Source organism: Diplocloster hominis (genome assembly GCF_032380655.1).
Classification (GTDB): domain Bacteria; phylum Bacillota; class Clostridia; order Lachnospirales; family Lachnospiraceae; genus Diplocloster; species Diplocloster hominis.
In genome coordinates, this window is sequence record NZ_JAWDIY010000020.1 from 47925 (window position 1) to 70958 (window position 23034).

A 23034-nucleotide genomic window follows, 5' to 3' on the forward strand; every position below is an offset into this window, starting at 1 on the left:
TGTTCATTCCTCCTTCGAGGAAATTATATGATATATTTCAGACCCGTCATAGTAAAAATCCGACATGGTTTTCATATATTTTTGAGGGCTGACACCGGTGATAGCCTTAAAATCTTTATCGAAATGGGCCTGGTCAAAATAACCTGCCTGCTGGGAAACATTCGCAAAGAAGCAGGGGGATGTTTGAATGTGTTCTAGTACATAATTAAAGCGAACCAGTCGGGCATAACTTTTCATGCTCATTCCGACCTGGGTAAGAAACAGGCGTCCCAGCTGCCGCTCACTATAACAGGACTGATGGACTACCTCCTTCATTTTTATCTGCCCATGGCTGTTAGAAATCAAAGCGGCGGCCGATTGCAGGGCGTCTGAAACGATAATATGTTCCATGCGTCTGTATAACACTTTATCACAGGCAGCCACCAGCTCCCTTACGGTTTTAGACGACAGAAAGGCCTGGCGCAGCGCCGCTGAAAGCCCGATATCAAGCTCCGTAAGCGAAAGGCGTTTATCGGCAAACTCCGATTGGTTTTGACCTGTGATTTGATACAACCCATAGGCCGAAAGCTGGATCAGCAGCAGCATACGATAACCGTTTGGCTCCGCGCCCAGCGGAATGGGCATGGTAGTTGCACCCCACAGTTCAGCCTTGATGGTAAAACCGTCGAAGGCAAGTGACAGGGTTCCGCATGCATTTGGCATGAGCGTGTATTGCGGTGAGAACGTATCCTTCTCCGGAAACACGAGATTATAATACTGAATATATTTTCTGAGTCCTATATGCGAAGGTAAAACATTGAATTGCTTATCCTTTTGAAAAATCATGAGTTTTCCTCCCGGTACATTTTCGAAGCCAGCGCCGGTCTAGGCCTGCCCATATCCAATGATTGAAGAAAATAGTCCTACCGCTCTGATTATACCAGGAAACTACAATCTATGAAAGCCGCCGTTGTATTTCATTCAACACTTATTTTTTCTTATTTTTGCTCCCAAAATAGGGCAGGGCGGGCAAGCACTTTAGGGCTTGTCCGCCGTAGCGACCGCAAAGCAAAACCGGGAGGTGTTTGCTATCCCCCATAAACGGGAATTTTGAAGTCTGAACTGTACCTAAAAAAGCAGAACAGTTTTATACTTTCTTCCGTGTCAAGAAAATTCCAACGATTGCCCCTATAAGGATAATCGGCGCTAACCTTACAAACAGCCATTCAAGTGCGTGAAAAGCAACTCCGGCAACGGCGGTTTCAGGGTCACTATAATTCCAACCCAAATAAGGACTATTTACTGTTATTAGAACCGCAGAAATGATTACTATGACCGCACACAATGAAATAAGCAGCCAATGAAATGTTTTTCGTCTCGTGATCTTCCTTTGTGCGAGTTGTAAGTTTATAATCTCCAGTTTTTCGGAAATCACTTTTAAGTCATCAATCTTCGACTCCACAACAGTTTCTCCAAGCAAAGTGCTCACAGATGTTTCAAGCACCTCTGATATGGTAATCAACAGATCAGAATCAGGGACTGACAATCCTTGCTCCCATTTAGAAATTGTTTGCCGCACCACGTTCAGCTTGACAGCAAGCTCTTCTTGCGAAAGTCCTTTTGACTTTCTGATTGCTTTTATGTTTTCGTTTAACATCAGGGAAGCCTCCTTTCTTTCAGTGTTGACACTATTGTATGAGGAACTGCCCGTTGCTGCAAGCAACGCATATTAACATTCAAGTTTATATGACTATCACAAAACCGCCCCGCTGAATTTGTCGTTCAGCAGGGCGGTTTTGCTTGTCCCTTGCAATCATTCCCTTGAGTATGGGGCCGTTACGAACAATATCAATCCAGTATCAAGCGGCAAAGTGAAAGATCAAAAAGCCTGTATTCTGATATGCGGGTTTACATACTTTCGGACTTCATTCCCATTCGGCAAGTTCGTAGGTATATCGAAACACTTTTGTTTAGTTTTTTTGCTTTTTATACCCTACTTTTACTTCAATTATTTACATTATTTTGACTTGCTGATTTTTTGTTACCAAAATGTTGCCACAAATCACCTATTTTTTTTAGGTAAATCGGGAAGAGCCTCTATATTATCATCGTCTGAAATTTTTCTTCTATGTGCTTCAAATAAGTCATATTGCTTCCTTGCTAAAGTATCTGCTATCTCTTTTGAAATTGAACCAGGATTATCCAGAACTTCTCTTCCTGTAAATTTTAGAAATGCGTTTAACTTTTCTTCCCAATCATTCATATACATAGGGATATGCTGTTTTGCCTGATCCTCTGCATAATCCAAGTACATTGTTACAACTCTGTTCAGATTCTCTATCTCATCTTTATTTAGATAATTCTTTGCAATAGTAACATCCGATTTACGAACTTTTGCACCTTTAAACGTAGTTAGACCCATATTGTCTTTTGCCGCATCTGCTCTCTCCAGAATCAGTTCAGCCGCAGTATGGCCATGAACGGAGTAATGTAATTTATTCTGAACAGTTTTAAAAAATATTTCAGCTGCTTCGGATTTTGGATCGTAATCTATGGATGTCGCAAATATATCACGTACTTTTAAATATACTCGTTTTTCCGATGCACGTATATCCCGGATACGTTCTAATAGCTCATCAAAATAATCCGCACCAAACGCTTTTGGGTTTTTCAATCTTTCATCATTCATTGCAAACCCTTTTTGCATATATTCTGCCAGAATTGAAGAAGCCCAATTTCTAAAGTGTATTCCTATATTATTTCTAACACGATATCCGATGGCTAAAATAATCTGGAGATTATAGACTTTTATCTCTCTTTGAACTTGCCTATTTCCCTCTTGTTGAACTTGTAAGTAATACTTACAAGTTGAATTTTCCTCCAGTTCTCCATCTCCATATATATTTTTAATATGTAATGTAATATTTTGAGCAGACGTTTGATATAATTCTGCAATACTTCTTTGTGACATCCATATTGTAGAGTCATTGAAAAATGCATCAATTTTAGTGTCACCTTTTTCATTTTGATAAATTAATATATTGCCATTATCCATATATCTACTTGTTTCCTTTCAATTAATCGACGATTTTTATTTCATAATATTGGCAACAATATTTATAATAATTAAGGTATCTCTAAATTATATAAATACGACAGGCAATCATATAGATTACCTGTCATTTATAATAACTCAGTATACGTTCGTACTACTCCCATTCAATCGTAGCCGTAGGCTTAGGAGACAAATCATAGCACACCCGGTTCACATTTGCCACCTCATTCATGATCCGGTCCGTGATCTTTAACAAAACCGGCCAGTCCAGCTGCTCAATCGTAGCAGTCATGGCGTCTACCGTGTTCACCGCCCGGATGATCACCGGATATTCAAAACATCTGGCGTTATTCTTCACGCCTACAGACTTAAAGTCCGGTACCACTGTGAAATACTGCCACACCTTCTTATCCAGTCCCGCTTTTTCAAACTCTTCCCGCAGGATCGCATCCGCTTCCCTCACGGCTTCCAGGCGGTCTCTGGTGATCGCTCCCAGGCAGCGCACACCCAGACCCGGCCCCGGGAACGGCTGTCTGTAAACCATGCTGCCGGGCAGGCCCAGCTCGATACCGCAGGCACGGACTTCATCCTTGAACAGCTGTTTCAGGGGTTCTACCAGAGCAAACTGCAGATCTTCCGGCAGACCGCCTACGTTGTGATGGGACTTCACCATCTTGGCAGTTTTCGTTCCGCTCTCGATGATATCCGGATAGATCGTGCCCTGTCCCAGGAATTCGATGCCGTCCAGTTTTCTGGCCTCTTCCTCGAATACGCGGATGAATTCCGCGCCGATAATTTTCCGTTTCTGCTCCGGATCAGCCACACCGTCCAGTTTGCCCAGGAAACGTTCGGTGGCATCCACATAGACCAGGTTGGCATTCAGCTGGTTCTTGAAAACCTCGATGACACTTTCTGACTCCCCTTTTCTCATCAGTCCGTGGTTCACATGGACACATACCAGCTGGGAACCGATGGCTTTTAACAGCAGAGCCGCCACCACGGAGGAGTCCACACCGCCGGACAGCGCCAGCAGGACCTTCTTCTCTCCCACCTGACGGCGGATCAGCTCTACCTGGTCCTCGATAAAGTTCTTCATGTTCCAGTTGGCCTCTGCCTTGCAGGTGTCAAATACAAAGCGCTTCAATGCTTCCTTTTCCGGAAGGGCATCATAAACCAGCTCACACTTAGCTCCCGGATGATCCACCGCCATCATGGGAAAGCCGCATCCGTAGAGATCCGCGTCTATATCCACCGGGGTACCGTCTACGACTCTGTTTTCCCCGCCGTTTAAGATCACGCCTTTTACATTTTCCAGCGCTTTCAGTTCATCCGCCGTGATGTCATGGGGATAAATCTCACTATATACTCCCAGATCCCGGATCTCACGGGCCAGCTCCGGATTCCTGGTGCTGCCAAGGTCTAGTATAACAATCATATCTTGTTTCATCTTATCCTGCTCCTTATTTATAACATTCCGTTTTCTTAGCTTCCTTACCTGCTGACTCCGACTGCATTCCATGAGCCGTATCCATCCGCTCTGCCATACAGCCGGTATCGGGTTAGTTGGTAAAATTATCGAAATATCCCTGAACCAGTATCACCGGGGTTCCCTTGTCTCCCGAACCGCTGGTCAGGTCACATAAAGAACCGATCAGATCCGTCAGCCTTCTGGGTGTCGTTCCCTGGGAAGCCATATTCCCCACCAGATTATCATCTTTCTCCTTGATCCGCTGGGAAATAGCGTTCGTCAGCGCTTCGCCGCTTAGATCCTTAAAATCATTGTCCGCCAGATATTTTAATTTCACTTCGTTGGGAGTCCCTTCGAGTCCCGGGGTATTCGCGACAGATACGCAGGGGTCTGCCAGCTCCCAGATCTTTCCGACCGGATCTTTGAATGCTCCGTCACCATAAACCATGACTTCCACATGCTTTCCTGTCTTATCCAGCATCTGTTTCTGGATCTGCATCACCAGATCCGTACAGTCTCTGGGGAACAGCTTAATGGTGTTCTCCGTAGATTTATTGGAGCCCAGCAGGCCGTATTTTTCGTTGCAGCCGCTGCCGTCCACCGGCGCGTTCAGTATATCGTCCATACCGCATACGACCTCCGCGCCGTTTGCCATCAGGATTCTCTTGGTTCTGGCCCTGGTATGTATATCGCAGTTCAGCACTCTCTTCGTATAATCCAGGATCACCCGGGGATTATTGGCGAAGATCACTTCCACATCGGCACCCATCTCTTTGATCAGGCCGCTGTAATAATCCACATAGTCCACTCCCGTAAACTGATGCTTGTTCTCGCCGAACAGTTCTCTGTATTTTTCCAGCGTCAGAACGTCGCTGTAAGGATTCACACCGGCCTCATCCAGCTGATCCTGGGTCACCAGTTCATTCCCCACCTCATCGCTGGGATAGCTCAGCATCAGAACCACTTTCTCCGCTCCCATGGCGATTCCTCTCAGACAGATCGCGAAACGGTTTCTGGACAGGATCGGAAAGATTACGCCGATTGTTTTGCCTCCCAGCTTGGCTTTCACATCTTTTGCGATGGCCTCGATGGGCGCGTAGTTTCCCTGGGCTCTCGCCACTACGGATTCCGTAACAGAGATGACATCCCTGTCGCGGATCTCAAATCCTTCTGATTTTGCCGCGTCCAATACGCTTTCCACTACAATATCAGCCAGTTGATCCCCTTCACGGATAATCGGACAACGAATTCCTCTGGACACAGTCCCTACTTTTCTTTCCATTTGTATTCCCTCGCTTATTTTAAGATTTTGAGTATTCAAATTTAGGCTCACAAAGACATTATAATATAAATCAACCCATAAGTAAAAAACTTTCTCGATTCTTTACAACATTTTTCGCGCTGGGAGGGGACTGTCCCCTTTCGGTAGATTACAAAACCTGCAAGCAAACAAGAGAGAAAGGGGACTGTCCCCGGATGCCAGCTAAAGCCCGATCCCTGTCCTTCAGACAGGTACCTTCTGCTCAAGCCAGCTTCCGGGGACAGGCCCCTTCCACTCTTACTTTAGTATCAAATCCGTTCCCGGCCGGAATGTGCCAGTTCCCTCTCTTATTTCCTTTTAACAGGAATCCAGATCGCGGCTTCATAATCCTGAGCGGTAATATTCCCTTTCGAATACCACTCGATGTTTGCCCCCATCGCAATCTCATACTCCGGATTGTTCGGAAGCCATTCTTTAAAGATCTTCGTATTTACAGTCTGAAGAGCGGCAGGCATCGGTCCGTCACAGCTGAACTTCGCCCACTCCATATCCGGAAAGCTATATACTGTCAGGCCTTCCGGCACATCACCGCCTGTGTACACCCCGGCCAGCAGATACCGGAACTTCCCTTCGACCCCCAGGTCGTCGATGCAGATTCCGTATTCGCCGATCTTATTATCCCATACCGCTTTCTGCAGCTCATCCGCAGGTTTTACCTGCCCTGTGAGGTACTTCATATATTGACTGCAAAACTCATCCCAGAACTTCGGTATTTCCTGATAAGACGTCTCAAAGGAAAATACCCGTTCAAAACCGATTACCTGTAATCCCTGCATCTTTTCTACTGTGTAATTCATCTCATTTCCTCCTTGTATGGATATTCTGATTTTCAGAGGCAAGAAAGTTTTGATTTTTCCGAATTGATTCCGGATCTGCATCGGGGACAGTCCATGAAACCGCGTGAACGCTTTGGTAAAACTCTCAGGAGTATCATAGCCGTACTTATATGCCAGCTCTATCACCTTCTCATTTCCGGATATCGCATCCAGCGCCGCCAGATAAAGTCTCCTGTATCTGATATACTCCGCAGGGGTATACCCCGTCATAATCTTGAACCCCTTCTGAAAATATAAGGGGGACATATAGATCTTTTTCGCAATATCGTCCGCCCGGATATCATCGAGAAGATGGTCCTCCATATACCGGATCGCGATCTGAAAGCTTTCTGTCCATCCCATTTCTCTCACCTCCTGACATTATGATAGTATTTTAAAGGAATTTATTCCTGTCATTTCAAGAACAATATTGTCCGAATCCGCATTCGTGCGCAGATCATAATACTCCTACGATTCTAACCGCTCACTCCGGTTCTGTCAAATGACAGGTCAATGCTTAAAATTCACATACTTAAAATTCACAGTTGCATACGCAACCAAAAATTGCTATAATAGTGACTAGTTTTTCAAAGGTATCTGGGATCTATCTGGTTTATTTGGAAGTTCACTTCATTAGTCCATACTTCTGGGAACGCACCCGGAATAGCTGCCGTCAGCTATATTATCTGCGCATAAACTCGATTAAAAGATTTTAATACTCCGAAAGATACAAAAGAAAGGAAGGCTTTTATTATGGAAGAACAAGTTCAAATTATGCCGAAAAAGGAAAATCCGTTGGGCTATCAGCCAATCGGACGGCTGCTCATGAGATTCGCGCTGCCCGCGATTATCTCCATGCTGGTAAATGCGCTGTATAACATAGTTGACCAGATCTTTATCGGACAGGGGATCGGGTATCTGGGAAATGCCGCGACTACCATCGCATTTCCGATCGTGACGATTATCCTGGCTGTATCCACCCTTCTGGGCGCCGGTGCCAGCGCGTTCGCGGCCATAAAGCTGGGGGAAAAACAGGAAGAGACCGCCGAAAAGTGTCTGGGAAATGTATTTATTCTGGGAATCGTCATGGGGATCATCGTGCTGGTCCTGGGGTTACTATTCTTAGACCCAATGTTAAAGCTGTTCGGCGCAACGGAAAATACGATGGAATATTCAAGGCAGTATACTTCGATCCTGCTGATCGGCGCGCCCTTTAATATGCTGGGCGTAATCCTGAGCAATATGGCGAGAACAGACGGGAATCCTACCCTGGCCACATACAGTATGGTGATCGGCGCTGTCCTGAATACGATTCTGGACTCGATCTATATCTTCGTGTTCCACTGGGGCGTGGTGGGAGCCGCTATCGCTACGATTACCTCTCAGATTATCTCCGCAGTGGTGCTGACCGTATACTTTATCCGCTTCAGCAATATGCGGCTTAAGACTGCCAACTTCCGGCTGCGGGGACCGATCTGTGCCAGAATGACAGCGCTGGGGGTATCCAGCGGGATCACCCAGAGCGCGGCAACCATCCTTCAGGTGGTCCTTAACAACTCCCTGGTATTTTACGGAAACCGGACTGCGATCGGAGGGGACGTGGCTCTAAGCGCCATGGGAATCGTATCAAAAATAAGTATGATCCTGTTGTCGGTCTGTATCGGGGTCGGAATCGGTTCGCAGCCGATCCTGGGCTTTAACCGGGGAGCTAACCATCCCGGACGTATCCGCAAGACTTACCTGTACGCCATCGCTGCCGCCACGGCGGCCTCTGTGATCGGCTGGGCCGCCTGCCAGCTGATCCCGGACGTGATCCTGAGGCTTTTTGGTACCGGTAATGCCGACTTTACCGCATTTGCCGTCAAGTGTATGCGCATCTATATGCTGGGCATATTTACCGCCGGTTTCCAGGTGGTCTCAACCAGTTATTTCCAGTCCACCGGGCAGCCCATGAAGGCCTCCGTCCTGTCCATGCTGCGGCAGCTTCTGCTGTTAATTCCTCTGATTCTGCTGCTGCCCATGTTCTTCGGACTGGATGGAGTGCTGTACGCGGGGCCGGTAGCAGACTTTACCTCCGCAGTGATCGTCCTGGTCTTTATCATTTATGAGATGAAAAAACTGAATAGGGACTGTCTCGCAGAACAAGGTATTCCGGCAGACAGTTTATCCTGACAGCCGGCAGATAAATGAACGGGAACTGTCTCCGTTACAGAGAAAATTACAGGGACAGTTACAGTGGAGCCGCTGCTCTGCAGATTAACCTGCAGGACAGCGGCTCCGGTTATTATCTCATATCTTTATATACTTCTTGTTTTTGTATTAGTTCCTGTTTTTGTATTAGTTCCTGTTTTAGTATTAGTTCTTGTCTCTGGATTATTTCGCCTTCTCTGGGGATAGAGCCAGCCGCTCACCATTGATAATCACTGCGCTGATCCGTGCGGTATCCACGACGGCCGGGTACATGGTCTGGAATTGGACGGTTCCGTCCTTCTGATCCCACTGCAGTTCATCCAGCGTAATTCTGCTGCCGTCATCCAGTTCCAGCGCCATATCACTGAAGGAATCCACATCCGTCTTCATCGTCAGCTTCATGGAGATCGGCGACAAGGTCAGTCCTTCCACTTCAATTCCATTGGCCAACGTTTGATCTATATTTTCATAGACGACACTGGTATCTTCATAGTCAAGCGGGAACTCGAATTCCCAGCTGCCCTGGTACGCTGTGCGGTAGGAGCCATCCCCGCCCAAGGCCAGGACCGCATCCTTTAACTTTTCCGGGCTTCCCAGGCCTATGAACTGCATACGGACCCCGAACTGTTCCCCATTCTCATAATCAGATCCAACCGAAGGGTCCAGCCCCTCAAAGGTATCCAGATTAATGGCGTTAAAACCGCTGCCATGGACATTCAGGAACTCTCCGTTTTTCCTGTTCACAATATTCATATCCGACACATCGTCCGGATTGACAGCCCCGTTCAGATTCAGGTTCAGATACAGATCACCCTCGATAAACGCCATATTATCAATCTCCATCTCCGGATAGGTCTCACTGAATTTCAACTTCTTTCCAGCCCGTTTCAGCAGATAGATATTGTGTTTTTCCAGGACGCCATCGGGTCCTTCCGACTCTGTACCGCCCCACTCCAGATAATCATCCGGTGTAACCTCACTGAAATTTTTACTCAGGGCAGCCAGATCCTCCATTTCGAATACTTTCAGGGAATTATCCGATACCCTCAGATCGTTAATACTGATCTTTAACTGGTGCCCCGCCACCGAATCGACCCCTTCAAATCTCAGGGTCTCCTTGATCAGGAAGGTCGCCTTTCCGGGTACGCTGCCGTCATCGATTCTGGTAGCCCCGCAATATTGACCCATGGCAGCGCCGTCCAGCTGCAGATATATTTCCCCGAACTGGAACTGTTTTAACTCCTCCGCGGTTTCTCCCGCAAAAGGCTGCCCGTCAAGCGTCTCCACGTCAAAAGCCAGATATAGGGAATTTCCATCGCCGACGATTCCTCTCGCCGTAAAGGATAACCCTGCGTTCTCCGCTTTCTGGAACAGAATACTTCCCGCCTGAGTAAGGAACGGATGATCCGCCTCCACCGGTTCCATCGCCGGAGCGGGGGAACCGCCTGCCGTGTCCGGAGCCGGATTCTGCCCTTCTGACGGCTTCATAAATATATTTTTAAATATTTGATTGAGATTAATCTGTTCCGCCACCACAGGGATAGACAGGCAGAGAACCAATACCGCAGCCAAAACCACCGCGGCCCTTAGCGGGAATCTCCTCTTCTTTTGACCCTGCCGTTCCTGCGGAAGGCTCACTTTGATCCGCTCCATGCGCTCATCAAATCCCTCAGGAACCCGTATGGATTCCCTGGACGCCATATCCTTTATCTTTTTATCTATACTATCCTGCATGAGAACCTCTCCTTTCTTAAATAAGGTGTTTCAGCTTTGCTCTGGCTCTGGTCAGACGTGATTTCACAGTTCCAATGGGAATATCCAGGATCATACTGATCTCCTTTAAGCTCAGGTCTTCGTAGTAAAAGAGGATGGTAACCACCCGGAACTCATCATCCAGAGTATTTACCAGGTCCCACAGCTCATAATGGGAATCCTCGGTAGGGATATCGGTACCGGGCGCATCCTCCAGATAATCGGTCCTCCCCCGTTTCCTGGCAATTCTGTATGACTCATGAACGACGATTTTCATAATCCACGGCCGGAATTTATCAGGATTCTTTAATTGATTCCTCTTTTCATAAGCCTTCAGTATGCTTTCCCCTACCGCATCCTCAGCATCTTCATCATGGTATAAGATTCCTCTGGCTACCCGGAACATGCGCCGCTGGTATTGTTCGATATAATTGCAGAATGTTTCTTTTCCTATATCCATTGGCCCTATCCTTTCCTCTTTGATCTAAGCCTTGTACAATGCTTATACTATATAGACACCCCTGCCATTAGAAAGGTTCCCGCAAGTTATGAATATCTTATTGTATAAATAAATCCGAAAAAAGCCATGGATCTATTCCACAGCTCTTTCCTCTCATCCTTTCAGCACCACCTGCATGAATCAGGTTTTATCCCGGACTGTAATAATTCCAGTGGAGAGGTTCTTTCGTCACCGGATGTTTTCCTGTATGTCCGTAGATCTTACGCAGACACTTACTGATCGCGGACGGGTCCCCGCCGCACCATGCAGCGGCCTTCACCGTACTCTCAAAGATCCGGTCCGGCTCCTCCAGACAGACAATGGGCCTCTGCTTGCAGAATGCGTCGATCCCTCGGCGGATCTCTTCTCTTTCTGCGGCAGACATTCTCTGCCAGCCTTCATAGTCCTGCCAGTGCAGCAGCCGGCCGGTACCCGGGTCTTTTCCTGCCGCCTTCGTGGTGTTCAGGATCTCGCCCAGGTTCCCCGAACTGATACCGCAGAATCTGGCTGCCTCCGCCATAGACGGGAAAACCTGTCCTGTCTCCACGCAGATGATCTGCACCTGCTCATGCCTGACAGGCTGATAATCGCAGATCCCGGCCGCTGTCCCCCGCTTCAGATAGCGGGGCACCGTACATTTTCCAAGCTTCATCTGTTCCGCGATCCGGGCCAGCGGATAACCCTGTGCGTATAGCGCGCACACCTGTTTCACATAAGAATCCAGCGCCTGCCGTTCGCATTTTTCCCAGTCGATCCGTTTCAGATCAAACCGGGCACCCAGCGGGCTCTTGCTTATCATCTCCACCATGTGATCCATTCTGGACTCCCTGCAGTTGACCGTCAGATAAGTCTGGTCGGTAAAGCCGTACCGGTAGGCCAGCTTCCGTTTCAGCCGGTCATTATCGATTTCTTCTTGTTTGGATCTTCCGAACTTTTTGGAAAAATCCCGCTTATCCTCCGCCAGATGCTGCCCGCCGTGGAATTCCACCAGCATGTCCACTCTGCCCGGTTCTGAAAGCGACAGACCAAAATCATAACTCCTGTTGATCTTAACCGGAAACAGATCCGCAGCAGCAACTTCCCTTCTAAAGTCAATAATCTGGCCCTGAACTGCCAGCTGGGCAAAAAACGCGGCTCCGAACTTATTCGGATAGCTCACGCCGTCCTCCAGCTGGTTTAACCGATCCTCCCGCTCCCCTTCCGGCAGCGCTTCCCACGCATCCGCCGCCATCCAGTGCAGCACCTCCCCGGTCACCGGATGAACTCCGGCGCTGTGCTGCAGCCCATGGATACAGCAGCAGATATTCCCGGACTTGATTCCGGCCCATCTGGATGCCTCCATGATAGACTCGAAGACCTTTCCGGGTTCTTCCATGCACACAACAGCCCGTACATGTCCCGTGCGCCCGGCCGCATCCCACACCATCCCGTGCGCATTCAGCCATTGCTCCATTTCATCCGACAGCGCGCGTCCCTCCCGGCCTTTTTTGGCTACCCGGTAGGCGCTGATCTTTCTGCCCAGCCGGTAGCCGTCGATGACCGTATCCATCTTCACATACAGGTCCCCATGTTCCTGATAATAAATCATAGCATAATGCTTAAACTTTTCATCGGGTGTCATGAAAACTCCTTTTTCTTTCGTAATATCCACTGTGTGTCACAAGCTCTCAGAAAGTGTCCCCAGCATCTGTCCAGCATTTTCCGCCGCTTTTACCTTGGTAAATGCCTTCTCTATGATCCCGTTTTCATCTATCAGATAAGTAGTGCGAACCACGCCCATCACTTTTTTTCCATACATGTTCTTCTCTTTCCATACATCGTACAGCTGAACCGCCTGCAGATTTGGATCTGCCAGCAGAGTAAAGGGCAGCTGATATTTCTCAGCAAATCTTTTATGGGAAGCCGCCGTGTCCTTGCTGATACCGATCACCACCGCATTCTTCTCCATAAATTGCGGATACATTTCCGCAAAAGAGCAGGCCTGCTTCGTGCAGCCCGCAGTATTATCCTTACTGTAAAAATACAGTACTACTTTCTTACCACGAAAATCTTTCAGAGACACCTCCTGCCCATCCTGGTCCTGTAACGTAAACTCCGGCGCCTGAATTCCTGTCTCCAGCATAACATATATCTCCTTTCGTCCCGGTGGTGGATAGCATCCCCACTCTTAGGACTATTATAACTTAGGACCTCTATAATTCAAATAAATTTCTAATTTCGACCCGCTCTGCATTTTCCAAAATCGCTCTGTCAAACACAAGCCGGGGCCGCATCCAATATCTCAAGGATGCGCCCCCGGCACTATTCCCACATCTCAGCCTTTTCTTACGGGTCTTAATACTTCATAACCGATCGTCTCAGGAAGCATTCTCTGGTAGTCCTGGCACTCTGTCTCGTTCCAGGAGAAGCCCATCGCAGCCGGGTCAAAATTCCAGGCCAGGTCCTCCACACGGGTCAGCACTTTTTCGCAATCCTGCAGGAAATCGAATGCAGGATGATAAAAGACCAGATAGTAGCTTCCGGGATATTCCCGTATCTCGAATCCTTCCGGGACAGGTCCGGTATAATCATCCGGCACCCCCAGACCGTAGGTATATCCCCTGCTGCCGTTCTCTAAGAACCAACCTCCTGTGTGGCAGGTAACCACCGGATGCATGACGTGGGTCATACTCTCGATCGTTCCGCAGATCTCATCGCAGTTGTGGCTCTCGAAGAATGGGAAATAGGCCTGAACCTTTGCATCCCGGATGGCGATGTATTTGTGGGCGGGGATATACTCGACTCTAACTTTCGCTTCTGTTAAGATTGTTTTTTCCATATCTCTGTCTCCTTGTTCATAATATTCCGGGAAAAGGACTTCTTTTTTCATGGATACGGGAATGGGACCAGGGTTTCTCCGGTATGCGGCCGGTGTACATCCGAACGCATATACAAAGGCTCTCGTCAGAGCTTGCTGGGAGGAGAATCCGTAGTTCAGAGCGATTTCCAGGATGCGCCCATCGGTGTCCCTTAAGGCTTTGGCCGCCAAGCTCAAACGGCGGGCCGCCATATAGTTCTTCAGCGTGACACCTGTGATAGCGTGGAACTGGCTGGAACAGTAATATGGGGAATACCCAATCTGCTTTGACATTTCCATAAGTGTCGGTGTCTCCGTGATGTGCGCGTCCAGCCAATCAATCATCCGCTGTACCGCTTCGTTCCATTCGTACATGTCCGTCCTTCTCCTTTCCTGGAAAGTATAACAAAATACAGAAGCACTTGTTTTATCATAAGTTGTAATATTTAGTTACTATAATTCAGACTTTATTGACTTAGGGCCGGGATTAGAGGGAAGCGGCGGGGGCTTTGGAGCTGTCCGGCTCATTTCGCGGGGGCATATTACTTCGACCGGACCTAAGAACGGCTAACTCCGAAGGCGGGAGAACCTCTTATTGGCAGGGCCCGGAACAAACTCGCCCAAAAACGGCTCGAACAGTGTTCCGGGGGTTCTTTCTGAGAGTTGGGTATAGCCTGGTAACCGGAATGCCCGCAACCGGCTTAATGTATAAGTATGCGGACATTCCGGCTACCAGGCTATACCCAACTCTCAGAAAGAACCTTTCCGGGCCCTGCGAGGTTCTCCCACCTTCTGCGTAAGCCGTTCTAAGGCCCGCTCTCAAGTAATATGCCCCCGCGAGATGAGCCGGACAGCTCCAAAGCCCCCGCCGCTTCCCTCTAATCCCTACTTTATTAACGGCCTTTTTAATTCTTGAACAGTTTACGGAATGCTCCCCATTCACCAAAGCAGGGAAGAACCCTGGGAGACGGGGCGAGCGCTTCTGTTTTTGGGACCCGGGGCGGATACCTGTCCGTTCGCGGGCATCGGGCGGCTGAGCAGCAGCTTAGTGACATCCCGCCGGCAGGCTCAGGATGCGCGGCGGACTTCACGTCCGACGTGCAAGGGCCACTGAACCGGGAACGCGTCATGCGTTCCTGGTGAATTGGCCCGGTTCCTGAGCCTGCAGGCGGGATGTCACTTAGCTGCTGCCAGCGTACAGCCCGCCGCCCGCGAACGGACAGGTATCCGCCCCGGGTCCCAAAAACAGAAGCGCTCGCCCCGTCTCCCAGGGTTCTTCCCGTCCCCCTATTACAGCAAATTACAAGTCACCGCGATTCCCAACGCCCCTTTTCCCACGTGGGTACATATATTCAATGATAACTCATCCATATCAATGGTATAACCGGGGAAGATCTCTTTAAGCTGCTGCTTCCACTCCATGGCTTCCTCCGGAATTCCGGCATAGGCCGCGTGCAGCTTGATTCCCCTGCCTTTTTGCGCCTCGCTGAAGCGTTGTTCCATATCTTTTTGGATCGCGTCCGCCAGGACCTGCTTGGATTTTTTTCTGCCTCTTACCTTGGCGTAGGCGTCTATCTTGCCTCCCTGGATCTGGAGGACCGGCCGGATGTTCAGGATATCTCCGATAGCTGCGGCAGCCGGCGTGATTCTTCCGCCTTTTTTCAGATAACTTAAGGTGTCTACGGTAAGATAAATACTGGATTCCAATGCGGCGGCCTCCAGAATCGTCTGGATTTCTCTCCCGCTCTTTCCCTCTTTTGCCAGCCGCCTGGCATCCCACACGGACTGTTTCTGGGTGACGGAAATGCGCTGGTTATCCACCACATGTACTCTGCCCTCGTATTCACGGCTCAGCGCCAGCGACGTATCGTAGGAACCGCTCAGCGCTTTTGTCATGGGGATGTGAACTATTTCGTCGTATTCTTTCAGCAGGGAATCCCACAGCTCCAGGACGCTTCCCACCGTTGGCTGCGCGGATTTGATATCCCTTCCCTGTTCCTGGTACATGAAAAAATCCTGGCTTTTGAGGGAAACCCCTTCCAGATATTCCTTTCCGTCAATGGTAAAAAGCATCGGGACGATATATACCCCCTCCCGCTCCGCCACTTCTCTTGTAATTCCACTGTTACTGTCTGCAGTAACTGCTATTTTTCCCACGCTGTGTACCTGCCTTTTATCATAAGAATCATTTTTTGTTGCCCGAATTTGGTATTAGGTATATAATATTTTTATCATATGCTGTTACAAATTGTAACATTATGTATAATCAAAATCAAGGCGTTTCGCTTGAACTGTTACATATAAGGGGATTCTGTTTATGAAAGCGAAAAGAAACCAGGCAAATGTTCTGGCAAAGGAATGTATGGTATCCGCGCTCATGCAATTGTTAGAAACCAAACCCCTGTCTGCCGTTTCCGTAACCGAACTGACGGAGAAGGCCGGCGTGTCCCGCATGACCTATTACAGGAATTACCAGTCAAAAGAGGAGATTTTCCAGGACTATCTGGATGATATAGTAGATTCTTACCGGAGTGATGTGGCTTCCTGGCCGTCCAGAGGGAATTATAACGATTACCGGAATCTGCTGCACTGTTTCCGGTATTTTAAGAAATATAAGGATTTTATCCGCGGGCTGATCGACAGCGGGATGGGGGACATGGTTCTGAAAGCGTTGACGGATTACATCGATGAGACTTACTACCAGGAGGAGCTGGGGCAGAAATTCTATTATTCCCTTCAGTCCTTCTCCGGTGCTCTGTACAATATATACCGGGCTTGGATTGAGCGTAACACAATGGAGGAGCCTGAGGAAATGGCGCTGGTTCTATGCGGGATGTTTCAGAATCAGACCGCCGATTCTACAGGTGTTTAAAATTTGCAGGGCGGCTTACAGGTTTTCCGGGATATCTTCTTTGATGAACATCAGGATAAATCCGGCCAATAACAGCACTGCCGCCAGCCAGATCGAACGCTCTCCCAGCCGTATGCTCATAAGTGCGCCCGCAGCCGCCCCTGCGGCAAATATCAGGATTACGAGATAGTAATGCATACTTTTTTTCCTCAGGTTTTTATCCCGTGTGATGTGGTATTTACAGAGCATTTCCGTGGCGCTTCGCATATTTCCGATACACATGGTGGTGGCACAGGGGATACCCCTGAATTTCCGGAAGCTGTTCACCTGCATGGCGCAGGCGAATGACATCATCATATTCGCCATGCCGTTCAAAGACTGAGGAAGGAAGCCGACGGTCAGAAGAAGAAGGATCTCGACCACCAGTACGATCTGGCGCCAGTGTATGCGGCTGTAGTCTTTATACCGGTGATGTACCCATTCGGTAATATAGACTCCGGCCAGGAACGCAGCCAGAGGAACCAGATAGCGAAGGACCAGATCCCAGTTTCCCTGGGCCAGGTTCTGGCCCAGCAGCACGATATTCCCGGTCTGGGCGTTGGCAAATACTTTTCCCCGGCAATTGTAGGAATAGGCGTCCTGAAAACCGCCGGCCAGCGTCAGAAATACTGCCAGAGTCATGGACTCCGACATCTGCTTATGCTTTTTTTCTTCTGTCATAATGTCCTCCTGCGGCGCATTTACTGCGCCGGTTATTTCGGGTATGGGTGCGTCTTGGCTGGATTTTACTTCCTTCTTATTTTGCCTCAATTCTTTGGACTGCAAACTTGCCGGAGATAGCGGCGCCGGGCAGACCGCCCGGAGGATTGATCCATTGGCCCGCTAATATTACATTTTCCAGGCCATTGACCGCTGCCGGGGGATAAGGTTGTTTCGCACTCTTTTTTGTTATGGTAAAGGACTGATAGAATCCCTTATAAGCTCCGCAGTATCTCTCATAAGTAAGCGGGGTCCAAGCGTCCAGCAGCATTAACCGGCCCTTACAGGCCGGGAACCGTTGTTCCAGTTCCAGCCGGATTGCCTCTGATAACTTTGCTTTCTTATCCTGATAGGCCCTACGGTCAAGCGCCAGCTCTTTCCAGTAATCATATAGCTGTTCCGGGCCGCCCATCAGTGTCTGCACGATCTGCTTTCCCGGAGGCGCGAATGACGGCTCATAGGCATATGTCTTAACTGTCAGACGTGTTTTCACTCCCGGCGCAAAACACAGGTTATCACAGTCCAGGATCTGATCGGCCCCGATCGGGTCCTGTTCACAATCCAGCGCAAAGGCGGTCTGAAACGTACTGTATACCGGGTATGCCTCTCTGTCCGCGTACATGCTGCGCATCAGCTCACCCATATAAGTCTCCGGCAGCAGCTTGCCAAAGGTAATACTGGTGTCACAGGCCGGTATGATATAGTCTCCGTATTCTGAGGTACCGTCTGCGAACCGGATACCAACGGCTCTGGCCGTTTTTTTGTTCTCCGCTGCGCCTGTATTTTCCGGCTTTCCCGAAATCCCATTCCCTGCTTTTGTATCCAGAAGAATCCGTTCCGCCTCCATGCCTTCCCGCAGAGTGCCTCCAAGCTCCTGAAACCGCTCTTTCATACGCATTGCCGTGGCCCTGGAACCTCCCTCGGGAATCCCGCCGTCCCCGCCCGCGAAATTACCGTAAGCCATGGGAAAGGAATGTGCCAGGGATTCTTCCGTACAAAAATCCGACAGCATGCAGCGGATCAACGGATGCCGGAACTGGGCAGCCAGGTCCCGGGTATCCATTCCCTTATAGCGGCTGAACAGTTTCAGGGCCGGTGACATGGACTTCATCATTTTGATCCCATCCAGCGCCCGGAACTGTTCCGGAGGTTTATCCGCCGGTATCTGTACTTTTTTCGCCAGCCTGCAGGAATCCATCAGTTTGCTGATGGCGGCCGCGTCTTCGGGTGACAGGGCTTTCATCTCCTGTTCCGTACGGTCAATATCCTGCCACAGGGTCAGCCGCTGGTCATTCAGCCAAGATGTATACATGCGGTCGCTTCTGTGGATTTTTATATGATCTCCCACCGCTCCCACTGTTTTCCATATTTCGTACAAATCGGTTCCGGGCGTGGTTCCCATAAGCCAGTGGATGCAGTTGTCAATATGGTACCCCTTCCGGTCCCAGCCGGTACACTCCCCGCCGGCTATCGTATGTTTTTCGAAGAGGATAACCTCATATCCTGCTTTCGCTGCGTAGATCCCGGCTGTCAGTCCGCTGATTCCGGCGCCGATAATCAGTATTTTTTCTCTCATTTGCCATCCCCGCCTTTCTCCAGGATCTCACGGGCCAGGCTTAAAAAGGCTTCCGCCTTCACCAGCGCGATTCCCTGTCCCTCATCTCCCATCACCATAAGGCTGTCTCCTGATTGGATATCGAAGATTTCACGGGCTTTTTTGGGTATCACGATCTGGCCCCGCTCCCCAACCGTGACTGTTCCGAAGATGTGTTTTCCTTTCGGCGGGATTGGCACCGATTCCTTTTCGGAATCGTGGTTCACCAAATTATCCAGCGTTACCTGATACAGGTTTGCCAGCAGCACGCTGTTGGACAGATCCGGCACCGTCTCGCCGCTCTCCCATTTCGCCACCGCCTGCCGGGATACCCCGACCTTTTCCGCCACCTGTTCCTGGGAATAGCCATGAGCCTTTCGCAGGAAAGTGAGATTTTCTGAAATCATACTTTTCACACCTCCTGCCTTAAGTCTAACACCTTTTCCCGGATTTGCCACCAACAAAAAATACCAGGTTCTGTTAACTTTGGTTGCGTTCCTAAGGATCGCAGAAGCATCTTACCGCAGGGTGGCTGCGCAGCAGTTATGAGGCCTGACCAAACGGACGGGATCTTATCAATATAAAATGTCTGTCAGGAGCTGCAGCATCATGTTCTCTCCTGCAAAGTCCTGATAGTACCTGGCAAGCTCCGGGTTATCCGTCACCAGCCCATCGGCGCCCATGCGGAGGATTTTCTCAATGTTTTTTTCCTTATTCGCCGTCCAGGCGTAGACCTTTTTCCCCTCCATATGCGCCTGGAACAGCATAATGGAAGTCAGGGAGGTCGTCTCCACGCTGTATCCGTCCACGTAACTCAGATCATACAGATCGGAATACAGCAGTGCGGTGATATAAACCGTTCTGATCTCAGGCGCCAGCTCTTTACTTCTCTTCAGCAGTTCCTGATCCATCGACGCAATGATACACGACTCTTCCATATGAGCGGATCTGATCTGTTCCACCGTTTCCTCCACCAGCCCGCGCTCATGGCCAGTGGATTTCAGTTCGATCATAAGCTGTATCCGGCCCTTTGCAGCCTCCAGCATTTCCTTCAGGGTGGGGACCGGTTCGCCCCGGAAATCACTGGAAAATGAGGCTCCCGCATCCAGCCCCCGCACGGTCTTCTCATCCACCTCCCATATATTGGCATCCAGCCCCGTCGTACGCTTCAGATTCGCGTCGTGCAGAATCACCAGCGCGCCATCCCTGGTCTGCTGCACGTCGATCTCCGCCATGTCAGCGCCCGAAGCGGCAGCCGTACGCAGCGCCGCCAGCGTATTCTCCGGCGCGAATACGGCTCCCGCCCGGTGGGCGACAATCTCTGTCTTTCCATCTGTGGGATAATTCATATTTCCTCCCAGTTCCGTCTCGCTGTAGAAGGTCAGCAGAACCAGCGTGGCCGCTATCACTACAGTACGGCGCAGCACGCTTTTTACCGTATGTTCCGTCTTATGGGGCTGCGGCTGTATATCTTCCCGGTAATCGTGATAGAGCGTGATCACCGTGGAACATAGCGCCACTGAGCCGAGCATGCTCAACGCCACAGAACCCATCGCGCTCCATTTCAGATATAGGAATTCAAACAGGCTCTGTCCGCCTCCAGGGGAAGCTTCCAGATAACTCACTCCCCACAGGATCAGAACCATAAGGATAAAACCTATGAGAGCAGCCAGCAGGAAAGCCAGGATACAGGCCAGCAGCCATAACGCCGTCCTGCATTTTCTCTTCTTCATGAGACGGGCATTCCGGTGCCAGGAACCGATGAAACACTCACCGTTCAGAACCACAGCCGGGAAGCTGAACAGTGTAAAGAACAGCAGTATATTAAGCAGCGCCAGAACCAGGACAAACACCGGCAGCAATATAAAGCTGCTCTGGATATAATCCATAATGAACTCCGGAATCCGGAACCCTTTTAGCAGGCTGTTCGTCAGCGGAAATACCGAGAGCCCGATCACCGGCAGCAGAACCAGGACAACCGGCAGGTTTTTATAATGGAACACACGGAGAGAGCGCAGAAACGCCTGTTTCCAGAGGTTCCATACACTCAGATATTCCCCTCTCCAGCCCGCCTCGCAGTATATAATCAGCGCCGTGATCTCGAAATACACATAATACGTGAACAAGATGAGTCCAGCCAGGAGAATCACAAGATTCCAGGGCCGGCTGATCACAGAACCGATATTCTCCTGACTGATAAACGTCACGTTTCCTATTTTAAGAACGAGATTCAGAAGCTCCTCTGTGAGATTCCCCACAAGACTGAAGCCTATAGTTTTGTATAGGATTTCAAAACACAGCAGTGTACTCCAATTTTTAATTCCTGCCCGCAGGCCTGTCTTTATAGTATATTTCATGATTATCCTCACTCTGAATGTTTAACGGTTTTCTTTCAGGACATTTTATTAAGTAGGCCATTTAATCTGGAAGTCATTTATTCCGGTTGATCTTTTATTCCGGCAGCTCTTTTATTCTTATAATGGTCAGAGACACCTGCGTATATTCCATGTTTTTGAAAACACATCAAAGACTGTATGCCCCGCTCCGATTATCTTCATGCTGTGAATGTAATACTGTTTAGCTTAAGCTGCTGAAACAAAGCGTATTTTTCAGCCAAACTCTCTATTTCCTTTATATGTCCATCCTGCTGATCCCATAGGGTGATTACAATATCCAGTCCTTTTCCCTTTTTCCTGGATTTCCACATACCCGCTATTTTCCCCTGGCATAACACAGCGCCGGGATTAGATACGGTCTGCCATATCTGTTTTTGCCGGGTCCTGTCCTCCAGAATCACTTCGCGGTCCTGCAGACCCAGATATGGGTCGTGCCCTCCCAGCAGATGTATTTTCCTATCCGGTTCCGGCGGCGACAAAAGAAGCGCCCTGTCTTCCGACAATATAAACCGTTCTTTCCCCGACAGGCTGACCGGCTCAGTTTCATCTTTAACCGTTTTCCATAACCGCGCTGCCTGCGCCGGGGAACATCCCAGCCAATCCGCGAAGCCTCCCTGTGTGGCCGGCCCGAAGCAGTGGAGATATTTCCTCACAAGCTTATGTCCTGGATCGCCTGCCCCTTCCACGGAATGACCGGTCCAACGCTTGTACGAAGTAAAAGTAGGACTGATTCCTTCTCTTTTTCCAAAAACCACCAGGCCCTTAAAGGCGCAGGGACGAAGCAAAAACGACACTACAGCCCCGCCTACGGTCTGTTTATCAGGGTTTCCATACGGGGAAGGTTGGTTCCACAGTTCCTTTTTTCCCCTGGGCAGAAGCGGCTGCACCCATTCCGCCAAAGTTTGGTCCAGTGCAGTTTTACTTTTCACCACTTCGGCGTCCATTCCAGGCATCACCTGTTCCAACAGCGCCAGCACCTCTCCAAAAGACATCTCTAAAAAATCCAGCGCCAGCTGTATCCCCCGTGTATAAATCCACGGTTCATTCTCCTCCGGAACCAGCCCTGACAAAAAAACGTCACTTTCCAAAGCAGGGAATACCACCGGTGCGCCCCGAAAACTCCATGCCTGCAAAAGTGTTTTTTCAACTTCCAGCATCTGATTCATATCATGTAAAGTACACTCCGCCATCCGGTTATACAGCGCATTTTCCCACGCGCCGGGCGGTGAGTTCTGAAAGCCACAGGCACCAGCAATGTTACGTATATCCTTTTTCGGATACCAGGTGTCCAGATGGTGCGTATGAAGGCGGAATCGACGTATCTGCTCTTTTGTGACTGGGTTCATGAATATACCTCTTTATCCTTTTTCAACTTTTTTTGTTCCAGTAAAGTGATTTATATTTTTTTCCGGGAGCGATCCATAGTGAGGCAGGTGATATTTCACTTCTACATGATAGTTCCATTCTAATTGTTATTTTATCTTCTGCCGTTAAATAGTCATAAATGATCACCGTTTGA

19 protein-coding genes are annotated in these 23034 nt (G+C 49.2%); 2 read left to right on the plus strand and 17 right to left on the minus strand.

Features of this window, described 5'->3' with window-relative positions; translation table 11 throughout:
• Positions 1 to 3 precede the first annotated feature (3 nt).
• The 6 genes from ABC831_RS17590 to ABC831_RS17615 all read right to left on the minus strand — a co-directional run bounded on the left by ABC831_RS17590 (position 4) and on the right by ABC831_RS17615 (position 7001).
• A complete protein-coding gene (locus tag ABC831_RS17590; RefSeq protein ID WP_343249397.1) occupies positions 4 to 825 on the minus strand; it encodes a helix-turn-helix transcriptional regulator in 822 nt (273 codons plus the stop codon).
• Between the two features lie 301 nt (positions 826 to 1126).
• On the minus strand, positions 1127 to 1636 hold the full coding sequence (locus tag ABC831_RS17595) for a helix-turn-helix domain-containing protein (RefSeq protein WP_343249398.1): 510 nt from the start codon (positions 1634 to 1636) through the stop codon (positions 1127 to 1129).
• Between the two features lie 405 nt (positions 1637 to 2041).
• Positions 2042 to 3034 (minus strand): virulence RhuM family protein, encoded by a 993-nt coding sequence (locus ABC831_RS17600; protein WP_343249399.1) that lies wholly within the window; start codon positions 3032 to 3034, stop codon positions 2042 to 2044.
• Positions 3035 to 3188: 154 nt separating this feature from the next.
• Positions 3189 to 4481: a glutamine-hydrolyzing GMP synthase gene (gene guaA, locus ABC831_RS17605; protein WP_343249400.1), complete on the minus strand. Its 1293-nt coding sequence runs from the start codon at positions 4479 to 4481 to the stop codon at positions 3189 to 3191.
• A gap of 112 nt (positions 4482 to 4593) precedes the next feature.
• Positions 4594 to 5784, minus strand: a complete 1191-nt coding sequence (locus ABC831_RS17610) for a coenzyme F420-0:L-glutamate ligase (RefSeq protein ID WP_343249401.1) — start codon at positions 5782 to 5784, stop codon at positions 4594 to 4596.
• Positions 5785 to 6110: 326 nt separating this feature from the next.
• Entirely contained in the window at positions 6111 to 7001 is an 891-nt protein-coding gene (locus tag ABC831_RS17615) for an AraC family transcriptional regulator (protein WP_343249402.1), read from the minus strand.
• A 390-nt stretch (positions 7002 to 7391) separates the two neighbouring features.
• Between ABC831_RS17615 and ABC831_RS17620 the strand changes: the two genes are divergently transcribed.
• Complete coding sequence (locus ABC831_RS17620; protein WP_343249403.1) at positions 7392 to 8810, plus strand: MATE family efflux transporter; 1419 nt, start codon at positions 7392 to 7394, stop codon at positions 8808 to 8810.
• Between the two features lie 201 nt (positions 8811 to 9011).
• Here ABC831_RS17620 and ABC831_RS17625 read toward each other — a convergent pair whose 3' ends face one another.
• The 6 genes from ABC831_RS17625 to ABC831_RS17650 form a co-directional block, all read right to left on the minus strand.
• The gene (locus ABC831_RS17625; protein WP_343249404.1) at positions 9012 to 10562 is read right to left on the minus strand and encodes a hypothetical protein; all 1551 of its coding nucleotides are present in this window, start codon (positions 10560 to 10562) and stop codon (positions 9012 to 9014) included.
• Between the two features lie 16 nt (positions 10563 to 10578).
• Positions 10579 to 11040 carry an RNA polymerase sigma factor gene (locus ABC831_RS17630; RefSeq protein WP_343249405.1) on the minus strand — a complete coding sequence of 154 codons (462 nt, stop codon included), beginning with the start codon at positions 11038 to 11040 and terminating at the stop codon, positions 10579 to 10581.
• A gap of 187 nt (positions 11041 to 11227) precedes the next feature.
• Complete coding sequence (locus tag ABC831_RS17635; RefSeq protein ID WP_343249406.1) at positions 11228 to 12700, minus strand: hypothetical protein; 1473 nt, start codon at positions 12698 to 12700, stop codon at positions 11228 to 11230.
• A gap of 36 nt (positions 12701 to 12736) precedes the next feature.
• Positions 12737 to 13201 carry a thioredoxin-dependent thiol peroxidase gene (bcp, locus tag ABC831_RS17640; protein ID WP_343249407.1) on the minus strand — a complete coding sequence of 155 codons (465 nt, stop codon included), beginning with the start codon at positions 13199 to 13201 and terminating at the stop codon, positions 12737 to 12739.
• A gap of 192 nt (positions 13202 to 13393) precedes the next feature.
• A complete protein-coding gene (locus ABC831_RS17645; protein WP_343249408.1) occupies positions 13394 to 14290 on the minus strand; it encodes a helix-turn-helix transcriptional regulator in 897 nt (298 codons plus the stop codon).
• Positions 14291 to 15205: 915 nt separating this feature from the next.
• Positions 15206 to 16072, minus strand: a complete 867-nt coding sequence (locus ABC831_RS17650) for a DegV family protein (protein WP_343249409.1) — start codon at positions 16070 to 16072, stop codon at positions 15206 to 15208.
• A 160-nt stretch (positions 16073 to 16232) separates the two neighbouring features.
• Between ABC831_RS17650 and ABC831_RS17655 the strand changes: the two genes are divergently transcribed.
• Positions 16233 to 16787 (plus strand): TetR/AcrR family transcriptional regulator, encoded by a 555-nt coding sequence (locus ABC831_RS17655; protein ID WP_343249410.1) that lies wholly within the window; start codon positions 16233 to 16235, stop codon positions 16785 to 16787.
• Between the two features lie 15 nt (positions 16788 to 16802).
• On the opposite strand, the gene ABC831_RS17660 is transcribed toward ABC831_RS17655, so the two are convergent.
• The 5 genes from ABC831_RS17660 to ABC831_RS17680 all read right to left on the minus strand — a co-directional run bounded on the left by ABC831_RS17660 (position 16803) and on the right by ABC831_RS17680 (position 22861).
• A complete protein-coding gene (locus ABC831_RS17660) occupies positions 16803 to 17486 on the minus strand; it encodes a YoaK family protein (protein WP_343249411.1) in 684 nt (227 codons plus the stop codon).
• 76 nt (positions 17487 to 17562) lie between these two features.
• Positions 17563 to 19101 (minus strand): phytoene desaturase family protein, encoded by a 1539-nt coding sequence (locus ABC831_RS17665; RefSeq protein ID WP_343249412.1) that lies wholly within the window; start codon positions 19099 to 19101, stop codon positions 17563 to 17565.
• Complete coding sequence (locus ABC831_RS17670; protein WP_343249413.1) at positions 19098 to 19526, minus strand: helix-turn-helix domain-containing protein; 429 nt, start codon at positions 19524 to 19526, stop codon at positions 19098 to 19100. Before ABC831_RS17670 ends, ABC831_RS17665 begins: the two co-directional genes overlap by 4 nt.
• A gap of 168 nt (positions 19527 to 19694) precedes the next feature.
• Positions 19695 to 21476, minus strand: a complete 1782-nt coding sequence (locus ABC831_RS17675; protein ID WP_343249414.1) for a glycerophosphodiester phosphodiesterase family protein — start codon at positions 21474 to 21476, stop codon at positions 19695 to 19697.
• 197 nt (positions 21477 to 21673) lie between these two features.
• Entirely contained in the window at positions 21674 to 22861 is a 1188-nt protein-coding gene (locus ABC831_RS17680) for a winged helix DNA-binding domain-containing protein (RefSeq protein ID WP_343249415.1), read from the minus strand.
• Positions 22862 to 23034: the final 173 nt, after the last annotated feature.

Bases quoted from the DNA above. Each gene is read 5' to 3' on its own strand.
- ABC831_RS17590 (WP_343249397.1), bottom strand. From the start codon at position 825: ATGATTTTTCAAAAGGATAAGCAATTCAATGTTTTACCTTCGCATATA.
- ABC831_RS17595 (WP_343249398.1), bottom strand. From the start codon at position 1,636: ATGTTAAACGAAAACATAAAAGCAATCAGAAAGTCAAAAGGACTTTCG.
- ABC831_RS17600 (WP_343249399.1), bottom strand. From the start codon at position 3,034: ATGGATAATGGCAATATATTAATTTATCAAAATGAAAAAGGTGACACT.
- guaA (WP_343249400.1), bottom strand. From the start codon at position 4,481: ATGAAACAAGATATGATTGTTATACTAGACCTTGGCAGCACCAGGAAT.
- ABC831_RS17610 (WP_343249401.1), bottom strand. From the start codon at position 5,784: ATGGAAAGAAAAGTAGGGACTGTGTCCAGAGGAATTCGTTGTCCGATT.
- ABC831_RS17615 (WP_343249402.1), bottom strand. From the start codon at position 7,001: ATGGGATGGACAGAAAGCTTTCAGATCGCGATCCGGTATATGGAGGAC.
- ABC831_RS17620 (WP_343249403.1), top strand. From the start codon at position 7,392: ATGGAAGAACAAGTTCAAATTATGCCGAAAAAGGAAAATCCGTTGGGC.
- ABC831_RS17625 (WP_343249404.1), bottom strand. From the start codon at position 10,562: ATGCAGGATAGTATAGATAAAAAGATAAAGGATATGGCGTCCAGGGAA.
- ABC831_RS17630 (WP_343249405.1), bottom strand. From the start codon at position 11,040: ATGGATATAGGAAAAGAAACATTCTGCAATTATATCGAACAATACCAG.
- ABC831_RS17635 (WP_343249406.1), bottom strand. From the start codon at position 12,700: ATGACACCCGATGAAAAGTTTAAGCATTATGCTATGATTTATTATCAG.
- bcp (WP_343249407.1), bottom strand. From the start codon at position 13,201: ATGCTGGAGACAGGAATTCAGGCGCCGGAGTTTACGTTACAGGACCAG.
- ABC831_RS17645 (WP_343249408.1), bottom strand. From the start codon at position 14,290: ATGTACGAATGGAACGAAGCGGTACAGCGGATGATTGATTGGCTGGAC.
- ABC831_RS17655 (WP_343249410.1), top strand. From the start codon at position 16,233: ATGAAAGCGAAAAGAAACCAGGCAAATGTTCTGGCAAAGGAATGTATG.
- ABC831_RS17660 (WP_343249411.1), bottom strand. From the start codon at position 17,486: ATGACAGAAGAAAAAAAGCATAAGCAGATGTCGGAGTCCATGACTCTG.
- ABC831_RS17665 (WP_343249412.1), bottom strand. From the start codon at position 19,101: ATGAGAGAAAAAATACTGATTATCGGCGCCGGAATCAGCGGACTGACA.
- ABC831_RS17670 (WP_343249413.1), bottom strand. From the start codon at position 19,526: ATGATTTCAGAAAATCTCACTTTCCTGCGAAAGGCTCATGGCTATTCC.
- ABC831_RS17675 (WP_343249414.1), bottom strand. From the start codon at position 21,476: ATGAAATATACTATAAAGACAGGCCTGCGGGCAGGAATTAAAAATTGG.
- ABC831_RS17680 (WP_343249415.1), bottom strand. From the start codon at position 22,861: ATGAACCCAGTCACAAAAGAGCAGATACGTCGATTCCGCCTTCATACG.